14 protein-coding genes and 2 pseudogenes are annotated in these 15478 nt (G+C 69.8%); 6 read left to right on the top strand and 10 right to left on the bottom strand.

Annotation, left to right across the window (positions count from 1 at the left end; translation table 11 throughout):
• Positions 1-60 precede the first annotated feature (60 nt).
• The 5 genes and pseudogenes from BLT28_RS15165 to BLT28_RS15185 form a co-directional block, all read right to left on the bottom strand.
• Positions 61-273, bottom strand: a complete 213-nt coding sequence (locus BLT28_RS15165; RefSeq protein ID WP_030429442.1) for a hypervirulence associated TUDOR domain-containing protein — start codon at positions 271-273, stop codon at positions 61-63.
• 399 nt (positions 274-672) lie between these two features.
• Positions 673-1026: pseudogene (locus BLT28_RS40925) on the bottom strand (nitrate reductase); the annotation flags it as partial.
• Between the two features lie 185 nt (positions 1027-1211).
• Positions 1212-1729: pseudogene (locus tag BLT28_RS41960) on the bottom strand (GNAT family N-acetyltransferase).
• A gap of 174 nt (positions 1730-1903) precedes the next feature.
• Positions 1904-2974, bottom strand: a complete 1071-nt coding sequence (locus tag BLT28_RS15180; protein ID WP_030429440.1) for a winged helix DNA-binding domain-containing protein — start codon at positions 2972-2974, stop codon at positions 1904-1906.
• Positions 2971-3957, bottom strand: a complete 987-nt coding sequence (locus tag BLT28_RS15185; RefSeq protein ID WP_030429439.1) for an MDR family NADP-dependent oxidoreductase — start codon at positions 3955-3957, stop codon at positions 2971-2973. Before BLT28_RS15185 ends, BLT28_RS15180 begins: the two co-directional genes overlap by 4 nt.
• A 94-nt stretch (positions 3958-4051) precedes the next feature.
• Between BLT28_RS15185 and BLT28_RS15190 the strand changes: the two genes are divergently transcribed.
• Positions 4052-5017 (top strand): helix-turn-helix transcriptional regulator, encoded by a 966-nt coding sequence (locus BLT28_RS15190; RefSeq protein WP_030429438.1) that lies wholly within the window; start codon positions 4052-4054, stop codon positions 5015-5017.
• Positions 5018-5130: 113 nt separating this feature from the next.
• Here the strand turns inward: BLT28_RS15190 and BLT28_RS15195 are convergent, their stop codons facing one another.
• The 4 genes from BLT28_RS15195 to BLT28_RS15210 all read right to left on the bottom strand — a co-directional run bounded on the left by BLT28_RS15195 (position 5131) and on the right by BLT28_RS15210 (position 9743).
• Positions 5131-6033, bottom strand: coding sequence for an aminoglycoside phosphotransferase family protein (locus tag BLT28_RS15195; RefSeq protein WP_172806561.1), 903 nt, complete (start codon positions 6031-6033; stop codon positions 5131-5133).
• A 446-nt stretch (positions 6034-6479) separates the two neighbouring features.
• On the bottom strand, positions 6480-7037 hold the full coding sequence (locus BLT28_RS15200; protein ID WP_052407284.1) for a L,D-transpeptidase: 558 nt from the start codon (positions 7035-7037) through the stop codon (positions 6480-6482).
• A gap of 214 nt (positions 7038-7251) precedes the next feature.
• Positions 7252-8940: a serine/threonine-protein kinase gene (locus BLT28_RS15205; RefSeq protein ID WP_030429435.1), complete on the bottom strand. Its 1689-nt coding sequence runs from the start codon at positions 8938-8940 to the stop codon at positions 7252-7254.
• Positions 8937-9743, bottom strand: coding sequence for a hypothetical protein (locus tag BLT28_RS15210; protein WP_030429434.1), 807 nt, complete (start codon positions 9741-9743; stop codon positions 8937-8939). Before BLT28_RS15210 ends, BLT28_RS15205 begins: the two co-directional genes overlap by 4 nt.
• 84 nt (positions 9744-9827) lie before the next feature.
• On the opposite strand from BLT28_RS15210, the gene BLT28_RS41965 reads away from it, so the two are divergent.
• Positions 9828-10715, top strand: a complete 888-nt coding sequence (locus tag BLT28_RS41965) for a hypothetical protein (RefSeq protein WP_231950794.1) — start codon at positions 9828-9830, stop codon at positions 10713-10715.
• Positions 10716-11037: 322 nt separating this feature from the next.
• On the opposite strand, the gene BLT28_RS15225 is transcribed toward BLT28_RS41965, so the two are convergent.
• Positions 11038-11445, bottom strand: a complete 408-nt coding sequence (locus tag BLT28_RS15225; protein ID WP_030429431.1) for an Hsp20/alpha crystallin family protein — start codon at positions 11443-11445, stop codon at positions 11038-11040.
• Positions 11446-11613: 168 nt separating this feature from the next.
• On the opposite strand from BLT28_RS15225, the gene BLT28_RS15230 reads away from it, so the two are divergent.
• From BLT28_RS15230 to gap, 4 genes are all read left to right on the top strand, one after another.
• Positions 11614-12795: an acetate/propionate family kinase gene (locus tag BLT28_RS15230; RefSeq protein ID WP_083383746.1), complete on the top strand. Its 1182-nt coding sequence runs from the start codon at positions 11614-11616 to the stop codon at positions 12793-12795.
• A 10-nt stretch (positions 12796-12805) separates the two neighbouring features.
• Positions 12806-13690: a universal stress protein gene (locus BLT28_RS15235; protein WP_172806513.1), complete on the top strand. Its 885-nt coding sequence runs from the start codon at positions 12806-12808 to the stop codon at positions 13688-13690.
• Positions 13691-13704: 14 nt separating this feature from the next.
• Positions 13705-14205, top strand: a complete 501-nt coding sequence (locus tag BLT28_RS15240; protein ID WP_052407283.1) for a universal stress protein — start codon at positions 13705-13707, stop codon at positions 14203-14205.
• An 80-nt stretch (positions 14206-14285) separates the two neighbouring features.
• Positions 14286-15293 (top strand): type I glyceraldehyde-3-phosphate dehydrogenase, encoded by a 1008-nt coding sequence (gene gap, locus BLT28_RS15245; RefSeq protein WP_030429428.1) that lies wholly within the window; start codon positions 14286-14288, stop codon positions 15291-15293.
• Positions 15294-15478: the final 185 nt, after the last annotated feature.

The following is a 15478-nucleotide window of genomic DNA, read 5'->3' on the forward strand; positions in this document are numbered from 1 at the left end:
CAAGCTCGCCGCCGGCCTGTCCCACGTCACCGAAGGTCCCCGGCAGCCCCGCCACCAGCGTCAGTCCTCGTCCAGAGCGGTCGGCTTGTGCACCGCGTCCTTGCCGCTCTTGTCACTGCGCACGCGGTACTGCGGTTCCTCCTCCGAGGCGCGGACCTGCCTGCCGGCGGCCTCGGTGTCCTCGGTGATCTTCTCGACAACCTCGCCGTGCACCGTCTGACCGTGGCTGGACCAGCTGACCTCGTCCCCCTTGCGGAACTTCTTGTCTGCCATGGGATCCTCCTCGTTCGGCGCTCACCCTGCCGCGATGAGCGCTTGGGGCGCCGCCTGTTTGATGCGGGTGCACAGCCAGGCGAGCTGGCGATCGGTGTCCTTCTCGCAGGAGCTGACGACATCGAGCAGTTCGCGGTCCCGCAGTCCCTGGGCGGCCTGGCCGACGACGGTCCAGGTGATGTCGGTGAGGTTGGCCAGGGTGTAGAGGTCCTGGAGGTCGCGCAGCAGGCCGACGGCTCCGCTGCGGGTGCTCTCCAGGCCCGTGGCGTGCAGTCGTTCGGGCTCTCGCTCCCGGTGCTCGCCATAGCGCTCCACGATCGGCGTGAGGGCAGCGCTCTGGCGCTTGACGCGCTCCGCGAGCACCTGGCAGGTGTGCTGCTGCACGTCGGGTTCCTCGCCGTCCATCGCGGTGTCCCAGTCGGACTCCTCCAGCACCCCGCCCCTTCGCACCAGCGGACGCGTCAACCGGTCCGCGTCATCGCGCCGCCAGGAGCCGTACAGGCCCTTCGGCCCGAGCCGCCCGTGGTTGACCACGTCACCCGCGCGGCCGCGGATTCCGACCACGCGGCCGTCCTTGACCGCGATGTCGCACCCGCAACCGTTGCTGCACAACACACACGCGGACTGCACCCACCGGTCCACGTCCGGCTCCGCCAGCCCCTGGTCCAGGTGCATGTCGACCCGGACCGGCCACGGCGTGTCCTTCGCGTGCGGCGTGCGCGCGCCCCAGATGTCCGCGATGCGGTCAGCCATGTGTGCTGGCTACCCGCGCCCACGGCTTCCAACCGGGGCTTGCGCCGGACCAGGCGTGCTGGCTGCCACGTCACGCAAGTGGGGACGTGCCCGTGATGACGCATTCGCAACGGCATCGGTGGGTGATGTCGGAAACCGAAACCGCCCGAACGGGTCGGCTCGTGCGCTGTCGGGGCCGCTGGTTGTCACAGGGCGGTGGCGTGGATGCGTACTGGTTGGCCGGAGCGGGAGAGTGCGTCGCGTTCGCGGGTGAGGCCGATCTTCTCCGCAACTCGCTGGGAAGGCGTGTTGTCCGGGTGGGTGATCGCGATCAATCGCTTGGCATTGAGGACATCGCGTGCGAGGTCACGGCAGGCGGCGGCCGCTTCAGTGGCGTAGCCGTGTCCCTGGAGATCATTGCGGACGTGGTAGCCGACCTCGATCTCGATGGTTCCTTCTACCTCCTGGGGTGTCAGGCCGCACTCGCCCACGAACTCCCCGGTGGCAGGAGTGTGACGAGCCAGAGCCCGAAGCCTTCCTGCCTGTAGAGGCGTTGGTTCCACTCGATCCATGCCAGGGCTTCGTCTCGGTCCTTGGGCCGTGGGTAGTACCGCATCACGGCCGGATCACCGAGGAGTGCGGCCATGTCGTCGAGGTCGTCGGTGGTCATGTGGCAGAACGCCAGCCGTGGGGTGGGAGCCGGGAGGAACTGCTGCTGGTTCATCGGGTCTCCATCGTGGGACGGCGGGCAGTTCCGGCGGCACAGCTGGTCCAGGTCGCCTGCGGAGGTCAGGACGAACTCGACATCGACTGTGAACGGCGGCGATCCCTTCGCTCGGCAAACGCGCTTCGCGGCGTGAGAGTGTCGCACGGGACTCGATCAGGCAGGCCGTGGCGATCAAGGCCGGGCTGAGAAGGACACGCTCTCCGCCGCCACGAACGGGAGCAGGCGTTGAGCCTCTGCCTCGATGGCGGCCCGGTCATCGGCCGTCAGCGGCCGGAACGGCGTCAGTCGCAGCTCCCCGCCGGACAGCGACCAGCTGCCGTGCACGCGGCCGTCGATCAGGAACGTCGGCAGGACCAGCGCCCGGCCGGGCATGATCCGTTTCCGGTCCTCGCCGGAGATGATCCGGGTCCGGTCGGCGTGCCCGAGCAGGGCGTTGTCGAACGCGGGCAGCAACCGCGCAGGGGCTGGGGTATCGGCGTCGGGCAGCTGGGCGTCGGCCAGGTCGACCAGCTCCCCGCCGTGCGGATCCCGGTAGTGGCGCAGCTCGCCGCGCATGCTCGCGACGATCTCGCTCAACCGGGTCAGCCCGCTCCATGCCTGCACGTCCTTGACACCGGCCGGTCCGAACGCCGCGAGGTACCGGCGGATCAGCTCCCTGGGGTTCGCCGGCTCGCCGACCCCGATGGCAGTGACCGACACGGACGACCGGGTGCCCCAGGCGCCCCACCCGGCAGTGGCCGGATCGTGGGTCAACGCGGATCGCAGTTCGACCTCGCCGGCCAGGATCCGTCCGTCGCGGCCCGGGTAGCTCTCCGCCAGCCGCCGGGCCAGCTCCTTGCGGGGCACCGCCTGGTCGCCGAGGAACTCCAGGCCGGCTGCCACCAGTTCGCCGGTGTTCAGGCCCGCGCTGGTGCGGCTGAAGTAGGCCGTGCTCGCGGTGCGATCGAGCACCGGTTGCAGCAGCGGCCGGAACCGGCGGAAGTCGTCGGCCCCCGCGAGGTGCTGAGTACTGCGCAACAGTCCCGATCGAACGACGCGCCGAGCCTCCAACAGGGTCGTGAGCCCGGAGTGCCCGAACTCCCGGATCCGGCTCCACAGACCGACAAACGGCCAGTTCGGCTCCTGGGCTTGCATCGCGACCAGCCGTCCGATCACCTCCAGCGGGGTGTGGCCGGTTCGTGCCAGCAGGAACTGCCGCTGCAGCAGGGCCCGGTTCAGGATGCGAAGCGACAACGTGCTCACGTCAACCGCACCGAGACGTTGCCGCGGTAGGCACCCTGGAGCAGGGCCAGAAACGCCTTGGGCACATCGGTGATCGCGCCCTCGACCACAGTCTGCGGGTAGACGAACCGTCCCTCTTCCAGCCAGGTGCGGAAGTGCTTCTGCCAGGCCGAGACCTGCTCGGGAGTGTGGTGGCAGGAGAACGGCGACAGCACGACGCCCCTGGCTTCCGCTTCGGCTCTGTCCGGCTGCGGGAACCGCTCGGCGGCGTCGCCGAGCTGGCTGGACAGCGAGCCGCACAGCGCGAACCGCGCGCCCGGTCGTGCCGCCTGGAGCGCGGCGTCGTACTGCGCGCCGCCGACGACGTCGAAGAACACGCTGATGCCCTCGGGTGCCAGTTCCCTCAGCCGCGCGGCGGGGTCGTCGTGGTAGTCGAACGCGGCGTCGAAGCCCAGGTCGTTGACCAGGTAGTCGACCTTCGCCGCGCTGCCCGCGCTGCCGATCACGCGCGCGGCGCCGAGCCGCTTGGCGATCTGCCCGGCCAGCGAACCGACACCGCCTGCCGCGCCGGACACGAACACGACGTCACCCTCGCCCACGACCGCGACGTCGGCCATGCCGTAGAAGGCGGTCGGGCCTTGGGCGAGGTGGTAGCCGGGGTCGGGGAACGCGTCGCGGTCGAGTTTGACGTAGGACCGGGCGGAGCCCGCGGAGTACTCGCTCCAACCCGTCATCGACTGGACCAGGTCGCCCACCCGGAGCGCGTCGTCGGCCGAGCGGACGACGGTGCCGATCGCGGCCACACCCACCCGCTGACCCGGCTGCCACGCGGGCACCGGGAGGTGGCAGTCAGCGCGCATCAGTTCCAGGTAGGTGGTGGCCAGGCCCAGCTGCTCGGTGCGCACCAGAACATCGCCGTCGACGTCGGTCTCGGCGACGGTGAAGTGCTCCGGGCCGGGCACGCCGGTGATGTGGCCGGTCAGCTGGATCTCGCGGGTGATCATCGTTCTGTCTCCCTCGGTCGGTTTCGGTCTTCGAGGAGGACGCTAGACAGGCTTCCGGCCACTTTCTGTCCTGAAGTCCTGTCAGGATGAAGACATGGCGAACACCAGCTCCCGCGCCCTGCGATTGCTGTCGCTGCTGCAGACCCATCGGCACTGGCCGGGCCCCGAACTGGCCGACCGGCTCGAGGTCTCCGAGCGCACCCTGCGCCGCGACGTCGACCGGCTGCGCGATCTGGGTTACCCCGTCCAGGCCTCCCGGGGCACCGACGGCGGCTACCAGCTGGCGCCGGGCGCCGTCCTGCCCCCGCTGTTGCTGGACGACGAAGAGGCGGTCGCGCTCGCGGTCGGCATGGGCGATGCCGCGCAGAGCGGGATCGCCGGCGTCGAGGAAGCCGCCGTCCGCGCGCTCACCAAGGTCGTGCAGGTCCTGCCGCCCAGGCTGCGCGCACGGGTCGACGCGCTGCGAGCCATGACCGTCTCGTCATCTCCAGCCGGACCGATCGTCGCGGCCGGCATCCTCACCGCGGTCGCCCAGGCATGCCGGGACGAGGAACGTCTCCGATTCGCTTACGCGGCACGAGGTGCCGCGCCAACCGAACGCGAAGTCGAGCCGCACCGGCTGGTCGCGCAGGGTGGACGCTGGTACCTCGTCGCCTACGACCTGAACCGGCACGACTGGCGCAGCTTCCGCCTGGACCGGGTGACCGACCCCCGTCCGACCGGGGCACGGTTCCTGCCGCGCAAGCTGCCCGCCGAGGACGCAGCTGCCTTCGTGCACACCAGCACCGGCGCTCCCGCTGCCCACACGGTCCGCGTCCTGGTCCACGCGCCCGAGGCCCAGGTGCAGCGGGTGGTCGGCCAATGGGGGACCGTCGAGCCGGCCGGAGACGACCGCTGCCACCTCACCATGATCTCGGCCAGCCTGGATTGGCCGGCACAGGCGCTGGGCAACGTCGGCGCCGACTTCGAGGTGCTCGGGCCACCGGAATTCACCGCGCACCTACGCGAATGGGGCACCCGGTTCGTGCGAGCCAGCGGCCCGACCGCAGAGGGAACGTGACAGAGTTCCTGTTGCTTGGCGCAGACAAGCAGTGGTGGCTTCGCTGCCGACCCATGTCGTGTGTTTTGCCTGTCTCTTCCGAGACCAGGCCGCCGTGGCAGTCCCTTGACCTTTCAGCCTTTCAGACTGCCTGTCGAGTACTCGGAGAAGATCCCGTCGAGGACGCGACGTGCGTTCGTGGCTTCCTCGTCCGCCCGGTTCACGGTCTGGGCGCAGGCGACGAGTGTCTTCCACAGGGCCCAGCCGCGCCCGCGGGCCCATGTCGCCTCGTCGACGGACAGGCGGTCTCGGAACGCCTGCCGGCCTTCGGTGGTCAGCAGCGTCCAGGCGATGGCCATGTCGCAGGACGGGTCGCCGACACCGCAGGTCCCGAAGTCGATGACGGCCACCAGCTCCCCGCTTTCGAGCAGGAGGTTTCCCGGTGCGATGTCGCCGTGGAACCAGACGTCCACTCCGTCCCAGCGGGCGTCCAGTGCGGTCTCCCAGATCTCGCGGGCCACGTCGAGGTCGATGTGGCCATCCAGTGCCGTGAGCGCGCGCTGGGCCTGCGGGTCGTAGGTGCGCAGGGTGGCGCCCCGGAACCAGTTGTGCTTGCCGGGCTTGGGACCGCCGGCGGCGTCGACGCCCTGCAGAGCTGCCAGGAACCCGGCCAGGTCGAGGGCGAAGCGGACGGGGTCGGAAACGCGGTCCGCGCTCGCAGGTTCGCCGTGGAGCCATTGGTAGATCGACCACGAGAAGGGATAGTCCGCGCCGGGATGTCCCTTCGCCAGCGGGACCGGGATGGGTAGCGGCAGCCGGGGAGCGAGCACCGGAAGCCACTGCTGTTCCTTGTCGACCGCCAGGGCGTACTCGGACGCGCTCGGCAGGCGCGCCACCATTGCGTCGCCGAGGTGGAAGGTGACGTTGTCCCAGCCGCTCTTGGCCACGGGCTGAACCGGGAGGTCGGCCCACTGCGGGAACTGGTCGCCGATCAACCGGCGCACCTGCTCCGCGTCGACCGTGATGCGCTGGGGCATGGGACCGAGATCCGGTGTGCTGCTCAAGGCGGCATCCTCGCTTGACATCGAGAGGTGCAGGGTGCGGCCTGAACGATAGTTCGTGTCCTGAGTCGACCAACGAGCACCGACAGGACCGGACTGGCCGACATGTCGCTGGTCGGCGCGGAGGTTGTCATTCTCGGTGGTGACGCGCCGATGTGTTCTTCGCAGAGGTGGAGATGCGGGCGAAGCTGTTCGTTCTGGGTACGTGACGTGGTGATCCCTACAGTTCTTCCGTCGGAAACGTCAGGCCGACAAAAATCCAACGCATTCCACACGCACGTCCGTGACGCATTCAAGGCCGTTGGCCGGGCGTCCGCCCACAGCAGACGCGCGCGTCCTCGACAAGGCCCTGACCCGGGTGAGCGTCGGCGGTGCGGCGACCACCCGGGTAGGGATCACCGGTTCCGAGATCAAGATCAAGCTCAACGAACGACCTGGACCACGTCACCGACCTTGAGAGTGGCGAAGTACTTCTGCGCGGACTCCGCCGACAGCCGGATGCAGCCGTGCGAGAGGTTCCTCAGGTTGCCCTGGTGAAAGGCGATACCGTGGTGGAAGAACACCGAGTACGGCATCGGCGCGTAGTTGAAGAGGCGGCTCCTGTGGTACCTGCTCTTGAACTGCACCTTGAAGGTTCCGGTCGGAGTGGCGTAACCCGCGCGGCCGTGGGTGATCGGCACCGGACCGTAGATCACCTTGCCGTTGTCGAGCAGCCAGGTCCGGTTGGTCGAAAGGTCGACGCACGCCCTGGCCTTGCGGTTCGGGCACGGGGACGCGAGCCGCTCGTCCGGCTGAGGTGCCAGGTTGCCTTCCTCGGTCGTCGGCGGCTGAGGCCTGGGCTCGGCTGACTCCGATATCGCTGTGCCGGTCAACGGATTCTGCTGGGCGGTATTCCGTACGTCGGCGCCGTTGTGCGTTGTCAGCAGTAGTCCTGCCGCTGCCAGCGACGCCAGGGTCACCAGGGTCTTGTGTGCGTACACATCGCACCTCCGAGTTCTGCCGGAATGGCATCACGTCGGGCCAGCGGAGTGTTGGCCCGTAGCCCCTGTACGCCATTCCTCGATCCGGGGTTGCTTTCGATTGTGGATTTACCTAGAAAAGATAAACGCAAACCTGGTGACCGCGACGGTTCCGCGGGCCGAGAAATGTCCCCGAAGTATCGCGCGATAACCCGTAAGTCGCAGGAAGATCCTGTCAGGTCGTCCGCCGCGCCGTGTGCGAGGACCGCTCCGTGGCCACCACGAAACACGACGCCGCGACCGCTCCGGCAAGAGCGCAAACCAACCCGTACCCGAGCGCGAGTTCGTGCTGGGTCATCACCGAAACGAACGTCCACAAGGCCAGCCCGAACAAAGCACCGAGCGGCAGTGCCGTGTAGCGGGCCGACGGCCGCCGGTACCCGCGCCGCAGGGTGCGCACCGTGGACTCGACGTAGGCCAACGCGAACAACCCCAGTACAAGGCTCCCGGCCCCCATCGCGGACGCGAGCGGGTACTGCTTCGTGAACACGGTGAACGTCTGCACGGCGTCCTGCTGGCCCGGGCGCTCCCATCGGACCTCACCGGTGACCGCCCCACCGACGATCCACCGCGCGAGCGCGGGCATCTCCACCTCGGTGGCGAACGCGCCGTTCTTGTTCGGTGTGACCGGCCGACTCGTCCCGGATGCCAGGGGAACCGTCGCGCCGAAGAGGCCGACGCGGACGGGACCGCTGATCGGTCCGGCGCCGGCCACCGTGATCGACTTGCTCAGGTCGACGGTGACCACCTGATCCGACCGCGCACCGTTGACCGACACGTCGGCCTGTCCGGGATGCGCGAGCCGGGCAGGTGCGATCAACGCGCCCACTACCGAAGCCACCAAGGCGACAACCGCGAGCAAAGCGGGCACGAGGGACCGTGGTTCGGCTCGTCGCCGCCCAGGCGCGACAAGCGTCGTTTCCTCGCGAACCCCTGGCAGGGCAACCGTCGCGCTCTTGGTTCGACCCGAGCCCGACGACAGACTGGCGACCACTCGCGGTGCCAGGTGCAGAACCGGAATTCCTGATCGCTCCAACCATCCTCGCCCGTACACGGTGGTCGCCGCCGCGGCCAGGTCCGTGGCGAAGGACTCCGCTTCCCGGTAGCGCCCGGGCAGCTCCCGCGCCAGGCCGCGCATCACCACCGACGCCAACGGTTCCGGCACGCCCTGGATCCACTGGGGATCGGCGAAGATGTGCCGCCGCATCATGGTCAGCGCGCCGCAGTCGCGTTCGAACGGGAGATCACCGGTCAGCAGCTCGTACAACACCGTGGCGGCCGAGTAGACGTCGGCGGCGGGCGTGAGCGCGTTGCCCATCGCCTGCTCCGGCGCGATGTAGGCGGGGGTGCCGAGCACTTCCCCGCCGTGCGTGACCAGCGTGGCCCCTTCACCGATCACCTGCGCGATGCCGAAGTCGGCGACCTTCACGACTCCGCCCGTGGTGAAGAGCAGGTTCTTCGGCTTGACGTCCAGGTGCAGCACACCGGCCACGTGCGCCGCGTGCAGTCCGGACAGCATGGCCAGCGTGATCGCGCACGCCTGTTCTCCGGTGACGCCGCCGGGCCGCATCCGGTCGAACACCGTGCCGCCGTCCAGCTTCTCCATCACCAGCAGGTTCTGCACGTAGTCGTAGACCGGGACGATGTGCGGGTGGTCGAGGCTCGCCAGCACCCGGGCCTCACGGTCGAACCGCATGCTCGCGCCGGCCCGGTCGTTGATCTCCTGCGGCAGCTGCTTGATCGCGACCTGGCGGCCGAGGGAGCGGTGCACTCCCGCGAAGACCTCGCCCATCCCGCCGGAGCCGATCCGATCGCCGACCGCGTACTGCGGCAGCGCCCTGATCATGCTGAGCGGGGCGGTCATCCGACGTCCTCGGTCGTGGCGTCCAGTTTTCTGGTCGTCACGCCGACCGTCGGGTCGTCGGCCGGGAACGGGGCCGGCCCGGGAACCGGGTGCGGCGTCAGGTATCCGAGGAGAAGCCCGATCACCGCGGCCCCCAGCACGACCGGGATCTCGATGGAGGGCTCGGGCGGGACAAGTCTGAGCACCGAAAGCGTAACGACCGCGACGAGCCCGGTCCCGACCCCGGCGGGCAGGAAGCGCAAGGCCCTTCGCCACCGGTTGGGCGAAAGCTTGTGCCTGGCAAGGGCGAGCAGTGCGGTGGCCCAGGCGAGCGCGGTCAGCACGAGCAGTGCGATGCCGAAGGCTCCGTAGACCGACCACAGCGAGCCGTTCACCTCGCTCACCAGGTTCACCGCGCCCAGCGTCTCCCGCCCCGCCCCCACGACCTCGACGGTGGTCGGCAGCAACCCGATCGCCTGTCCCGCCAGGTCGGCGAAGTCCAGAACCAGTGTCCTGGTAACGCTTTCACCGGCCGGTACGTCGAAGGGGAAGGTGGTGTCGTACGCGAAGAACGTCAAGGCCAGCGCGACACCCTTGACCCGGACACTCCGCACCCGCAACGGCGCGTCGCCCCTGTTGCTCGCCGTCACGGTCAGCTCGACCGGCTTGGCCGGGTCGATCGTGGCGGTGCTCCCCGCGATGTCCTTGCCGTCAAAGGCAACCGTGACGCCCAGCGGCTCAGCCGCGTGGGCAGGCGATCCACCGAGGAGGACGGCAAGAGCGGCCACGCCGAGCGCAACCCCTGCCGCGATCACGCGTCTCATAGGACATCCCGTTGTCGAGGTGATGGCTGGTCGGGATGCTACAGCGCTCCGAGACGTTCCCGGACTAACGCGACAGAGGTAAAAATGCGACTGATCGCAGGTCTGACGGCCGCGCTCGCGGCACTCCTCCCCACCACACCACTGGCAGCGGCGCAGCAGGCTCCGACGGTGGTCCTGAAACCCGACTCCGGCAAGGCCGGCAGTGGGTTCACCATCGCCTGGGCCGGCTTCCCCGCCTGCCGGATCATCACGTTCACGTGGGCGGGCGCAGCCCTGACGTCGACCTCGGCCGCCCCGCCCGCGAGCGGTCAGGTGAACACCACCGTTCCGGCAGATGCCAAACCCGGCGTCCACGTCGTCGCGGGAAACTGCACCAGTCAGAAAGTGACCGCCAGAGCCAACTTCACGGTGATCAGCACCCCGACCACGACCCGGGTGCCCCCGACCACGACCCGAGTCCCGCCGGTGACCACCCGGCCGGAGGTGACCCCGACGACCACCAGGCCGAGCACGCCGGTCACGGTCACCAAGCCGAGCACGACGACCACCGAGCCGGGCACGCCGGTCACCACCACCACAACGCCAACTTCGTCCACAGTGGACACTACTCCGCCGCCGACCTCGACGGTTCCCCCCTCCGATGGCGATCTGGTCCTGGACCGCCCGACCATCAACCCCGGAGACCCGCTCTCGGCGGCCGGCCGCGGCTGCACCCCGAACTCACCGGTGACACTGACGTCGAAGGGGGTTCGCGTCGGCACGGCCGTCGCCGACGCCGACGGCGCTTTCGTCACCCCCGTCGAGTTCACCCGCGCGGAACCCGGCCGGCACACCATCACCGCGAGTTGCGGAGTGGTCCTGACCGGAGCCGTGGACCAGGTGGTGACGAGCTCGACCGGCGGTCAGAACGGCACCCTGGTCGTCCTGGTCTTCTTCGTCCTGGCCGGTGCGGCCGTGATCCGCTTCTCCTGACAGGCCAACGGGCTCGAGCGGCAGGCTGGGCCGAGGCCGTGCGCTGCTCGAACGGAGCCTTCGGGATCGGTGTCGAGGAAGTCCGCTCCGGCGAACCCGTTCACCCGCAGATCGACCGGACCTGGCACGGCCGGTCCAGCAGCACGCGACCCCGATCGCTCCCGTCGCCTCCCGGGAACTCGCACCACGCCGGACCAGGCGTGGGCTCCACCAGGCCTCCCGCACCGATTCACCGTGGGCCTCCTGGCCGTAGGTGTGTCCACTCAGGACGAATGGGGGTGCCGGGCGGGACCGGCCCCTGCCACCGGCCCCGCCGCGGCGGTCAGTGCTCCGTCGTGCTCACCGGGACGCGCTGCGGCTCCCCGCCGCACTTGACGGGCACTCGGACATCGAGGATTCCGTTCGTGTAAGCAGCCGTGACGTGGTCGACGTCGGCACCCGAAGGCAGTCGCACCGAGCGGGCGAAGCTGCCATAGCGGAACTCGCTGCGCCGCTTGTCGTGCTTGTCCTCCTCGCGCCTGGCCGAGATGGTCAGCACGCCGTCGCTCGCGGTCACCTCGATGTCGCGCTCGGCGTCCATGCCCGGCAGCTCGGCCCGGACCACGTAGGTCTCGTCGTCGAAGTACTCCTCGACGTGCACCGCGTTGGCGCCGAACAGCCAACTCCGGTCGAACAGCTCCCTCAGCTCCGGAAGCACTGCGCGCGCTCGCCGACGCGTGATCGCCGTCATCGAGATCCTCTCCCTTCCGGTCGGAACAGTTGGCGGCCGCGTCCAGCACACCGCCGGTGCCCCGCCGCCCGCGAGAGCCCGAGTCCCCGAGCCACGGAGTCGAAAGTCCCTGCGCCTCCGGGCCGGTCGCCACTTCCGGGCGCGGTCGCGCGCGGCGACCGTTGAGGGATGAGCGCCGAGCCGATCCTCACCGTGAACGTGGGTTCCAGCAGCATCAAGCTCTCGGTACTGGGCGATCAGGACCGGATGACGTGGCACCGGGAGCTGCGCGCTCCCGAGGACGGCGGCCTCGCGGCGTTGCCCGCCGTGCTCGCCCAGGCTCCGCCCGTCGCCGCCGTCGGGCACCGGATCGTGCACGGCGGCGCTCTCCACGCCGAGGCGACGGTGATCACCGACCACCTCCGCTCCGAGCTCATCGACCTCGCCGCGCTCGCACCGCTGCACCAGCCGCCTGCCGTGGCCGCGGTCGACATCGTGCGCCGCCACCGTCCCGAGCTGACCGCGATCGCCTGCTTCGACACAGCGTTCCACCACGACCTGCCACCGGAAGCCGCCGAGTACCCACTACCCCGCCGGTGGCGGGACCGATTCGGCCTGCGGCGTTTCGGGTTCCACGGGCTGTCCCACAGCTACGCCGCGCGCAAGGCGGTCGAGTTGATCGGTGGGGCGAGCCGAGCGGTGGTCTGCCACCTCGGTTCCGGCGCCTCGCTCGCCGCGGTGCGCGACGGGCGGTGCGTGGACACCACGATGGGCTTCACCCCGCTCGACGGGCTGGTGCAGGGCACGCGGTGCGGGGCGGTGGACCCCGGGCTCGTGCTGTGGCTGTCGGAGCACGACCGCCTCGGCCACGCCCAGGTCGCCGACGGGCTCGCGCACCAGTCGGGACTGCTCGGGCTCGCCGGAACGGCCGACATGCGCGAGATCGCCCGCCGACGAGCGTCCGGCGATGAGCGAGCGGAGCTAGCGGTCGGCGTGTACCTGCACCGCCTGTGCGCCTCCGTGGCGGGAATGGCCGCGGCGCTCAACGGACTCGACACACTGGTGTTCACCGGCGGCGTCGGGGAGAACGACGCCGCACTGCGCGCCGAGGCCGCCCGCCGCCTCGCCTGGCTCGGCGTGGCCGTCGACGAGAAAGCCAACTCCGCCGCGGTGCACGGTGCGGAGGGCGAGATCACGGCCGCCGGAGCGGGGGTCCGCGTCGTCGTCGTGCGGGCACGGGAAGACATCGAGATCGCCGCCCTGACCCGAGACGTGCTCGGTACACACGGCCGTGCCCGGGGAGGTCTTCCGCCTCTGCCCGACCCGCGCAGGCGAACCGAGCATCGAAGTGGCGCAAGGACATCCGCGTAGGGAGGCCGTCGTGGTCCATCGAATCGTCGTAGGCGTGGACGGCACCGACGCCGGCTGGCGAGCACTGGCGTTCGCTGTCGAGGAGGCACGGGTCCGCCACGCACCGCTGGAGATCCGCCACTGCTGGCAGGCCCCCCGGGAAGCCACCGCGCCCTCCGGGACGATCATGCCCATCGTCTCGATCGGCGCCCGGCCCACCACCGCCGCCGAACGGATCGCGGCCACCGCGTGGGAGCGCGCCGTGGCGACCCTGCCTGCACACCGAGTACGGTCGGAACTGCTGGAAGGGCCGCCGGGAGCCGCCCTCGCGGAACTGGTCACGCCCGCCGACATCCTCGTGGTGGGAGCACGCAGCACCCACCGGCTCGCCGCCAGATGGCTGGGCTCGACGGCGAGCCGCGTCCTCAACGAGGCACCGAGCGCAGTGGTCGTCGTGCCCCCTCAGCTCCAAGCACCGGAAGAGCGGCCGTTCGCCGGGCACGTGGTGCTCGGTGTCGCACCGTCTGCCGCCGCCGCTGCCGTGCTGCGGTTCGGCTTCGCCACCGCGCGCGCCCACGACTGGCCACTGGCCGCCGTGCACGCCACCACCACCAACGACATCGACTCCTACATCGACGAACGCACCCTGGAAGTCCAGCTCAGCCCGCTGCCGCCGGAGTACGGCTACCTGCAACGGGTATTGGAGCACTGGCACCACGCCAACCCCAGCGTCGACGTGCGCCGCGCGGTCTTCCACGGCCCACCCACCACCGCACTCGCCCGCGCCGCAGCCGGTGCCCGGCTGCTGGTGCTCGGGCGCACCCACCGCAGCGCCCTGCGCCGCGGCATCGAACCCCTGGCAGAACGCCTCATCACCCGCGCAACCTGCCCCGTCGCCGTCACCCCGTTCGCGTAACCGAAAGGACAGCCATGTCAAACACCAAGCCCATCGTCGTCGGGGTTGACGGATCGGAATTCAGCGTCCACGCCCTGCGCTGGGCCATCCGCGAAGCCCACACCACCGGCACTGACGTCGTCGCTGTCATGGCTTGGCAGCCCTACGCCATCACTCCTTCCACTCTCCCCATGCCCGTGCTCGAACCAACCGTCTCCGAAGCCGAAACCCGCGGTCTTCGCGAGGAGTTGGACGCTGTGATCGCGCGCGCCTCGACCGGGCTACCGGAGGTCCCTGTGCGCGCCGAACTCATCGCGGGACCGGCGAGCAAGGTGCTGGTCGACGCCTCCCGCGGCGCGCGTCTGCTCGTGCTCGGCAGTCACGGACGCGGCTACCTGGTCACCGCCTTGATCGGCTCGGTCGCGCTGTCCTGCGCCCGCGACGCCCACTGCCCGCTGCTCGTGCTGCCGCGCAAGGTGACCGCCGAGTCGGGGGAGGCCGAACGCGAGCTGACCACGGGACCCTCGGCCCGCTGACACCGGCTCGCACGGCACTGGGAGGCCCCTGTACGCGGCACAAAAATCTCTGCCACGCAACGACTTTATGGGAGGACAAGATGACTGTGCGGGTGGGCGTCAACGGGTTCGGCAGGATCGGCAGGGCGTTCCTGCGCTGCGTCACCGATTCCCCCGGCTCCGGCATCGAGATCGTGGCCGTCAACGACCTCGCGACCATCGAAACCCAGGCTTACCTGCTGCGCTACGACTCCACCTACGGGCCGTGGAACCGCCGGGTCGAACACGACGAGCACACGATGATCGTCGAAGACCAACCGATCCGGGTCACCCACGAACCCGTCCCCGGCGACATCGACTGGAAAGCCACCGGTGCCGAGGTGGTGATCGAGGCGACCGGCCGCTTCCGCACCCGCGAAACCGCCGCCGAACACCTCGTCGCCGGCGCTCGCAAGGTGCTGCTCTCCGCCCCCGGCAAGGACTGCGACGTCACGATCGTGGTCGGGGTCAACGACGACGACTACGACCCGCTCAGCCACGACATCGTCTCCGCCGCCTCCTGCACCACCAACTGCCTGGCCCCCATGGTCGCGGTGCTCGACCGCAACTTCGGTGTCCGCAACGGGTTGATGACCACCCTGCACAGCTACACCGGCGGCCAACACCTGCTCGACAACGCCCACAAGGACCTCCGCCGCGGCCGCTCCGCCGCCGTCAACCTCGTGCCCACCACCACCGGCGCCGCCAAGGCCATCGACACCGTCCTGCCCTGGTGCTCCGGCCGGATCAGCGGACTCGCGGTACGCGCACCCGTCGTGGACGGCTCGCTCACCGACCTCACCGTCGACCTCACCGAACGCGTCTCGATCACCGAGGTCAACGACGCCTTCCGCGCCGCGGCCGACGGCTGGTTGTCCGGGGTGCTGCGCTACAACACCCAGCCCATCGTCTCCAGCGACATCATCGGCGACGCCGCCTCCTGCATCTACGACGCCACCCTGACCCAAGCCCGCAGCACGCTGGTGAAGGTCTTCGGCTGGTACGACAACGAATGGGGCTACACCAACCGCCTGGTGGACCTCGTCGGCAAGCTGCTGCCGAAGACCTGAACCCGGAACGAAAACGTCGCCACTGCGGGGCATTCCGTCCGCCGCGGTCCGGTGACCGCGCGCCCTGCCGCCCACCGAGCCGACCTGCAACTCCGCCACAGCGATCACCTTTCGCGGAGCGTCCTGCTCAAGCACGGCGGTCGTCCGGACGACGGCAGCAGGCCACCGGTGCCGGTACTGGCACA

This window comes from Allokutzneria albata (assembly GCF_900103775.1).
Taxonomy (GTDB): domain Bacteria; phylum Actinomycetota; class Actinomycetes; order Mycobacteriales; family Pseudonocardiaceae; genus Allokutzneria; species Allokutzneria albata.

Excerpts from the sequence above, each read along its gene's own strand:
- BLT28_RS41965 (WP_231950794.1), top strand. The coding sequence starts at position 9,828 with ATGCGACTGATCGCAGGTCTGACGGCCGCGCTCGCGGCACTCCTCCCC.
- BLT28_RS15240 (WP_052407283.1), top strand. The coding sequence starts at position 13,705 with ATGTCAAACACCAAGCCCATCGTCGTCGGGGTTGACGGATCGGAATTC.
- BLT28_RS15210 (WP_030429434.1), bottom strand. The coding sequence starts at position 9,743 with ATGAGACGCGTGATCGCGGCAGGGGTTGCGCTCGGCGTGGCCGCTCTT.
- BLT28_RS15185 (WP_030429439.1), bottom strand. The coding sequence starts at position 3,957 with ATGATCACCCGCGAGATCCAGCTGACCGGCCACATCACCGGCGTGCCC.
- BLT28_RS15205 (WP_030429435.1), bottom strand. The coding sequence starts at position 8,940 with ATGACCGCCCCGCTCAGCATGATCAGGGCGCTGCCGCAGTACGCGGTC.
- BLT28_RS15230 (WP_083383746.1), top strand. The coding sequence starts at position 11,614 with ATGAGCGCCGAGCCGATCCTCACCGTGAACGTGGGTTCCAGCAGCATC.
- BLT28_RS15225 (WP_030429431.1), bottom strand. The coding sequence starts at position 11,445 with ATGACGGCGATCACGCGTCGGCGAGCGCGCGCAGTGCTTCCGGAGCTG.
- gap (WP_030429428.1), top strand. The coding sequence starts at position 14,286 with ATGACTGTGCGGGTGGGCGTCAACGGGTTCGGCAGGATCGGCAGGGCG.
- BLT28_RS15165 (WP_030429442.1), bottom strand. The coding sequence starts at position 273 with ATGGCAGACAAGAAGTTCCGCAAGGGGGACGAGGTCAGCTGGTCCAGC.
- BLT28_RS15190 (WP_030429438.1), top strand. The coding sequence starts at position 4,052 with ATGGCGAACACCAGCTCCCGCGCCCTGCGATTGCTGTCGCTGCTGCAG.
- BLT28_RS15195 (WP_172806561.1), bottom strand. The coding sequence starts at position 6,033 with ATGCCCCAGCGCATCACGGTCGACGCGGAGCAGGTGCGCCGGTTGATC.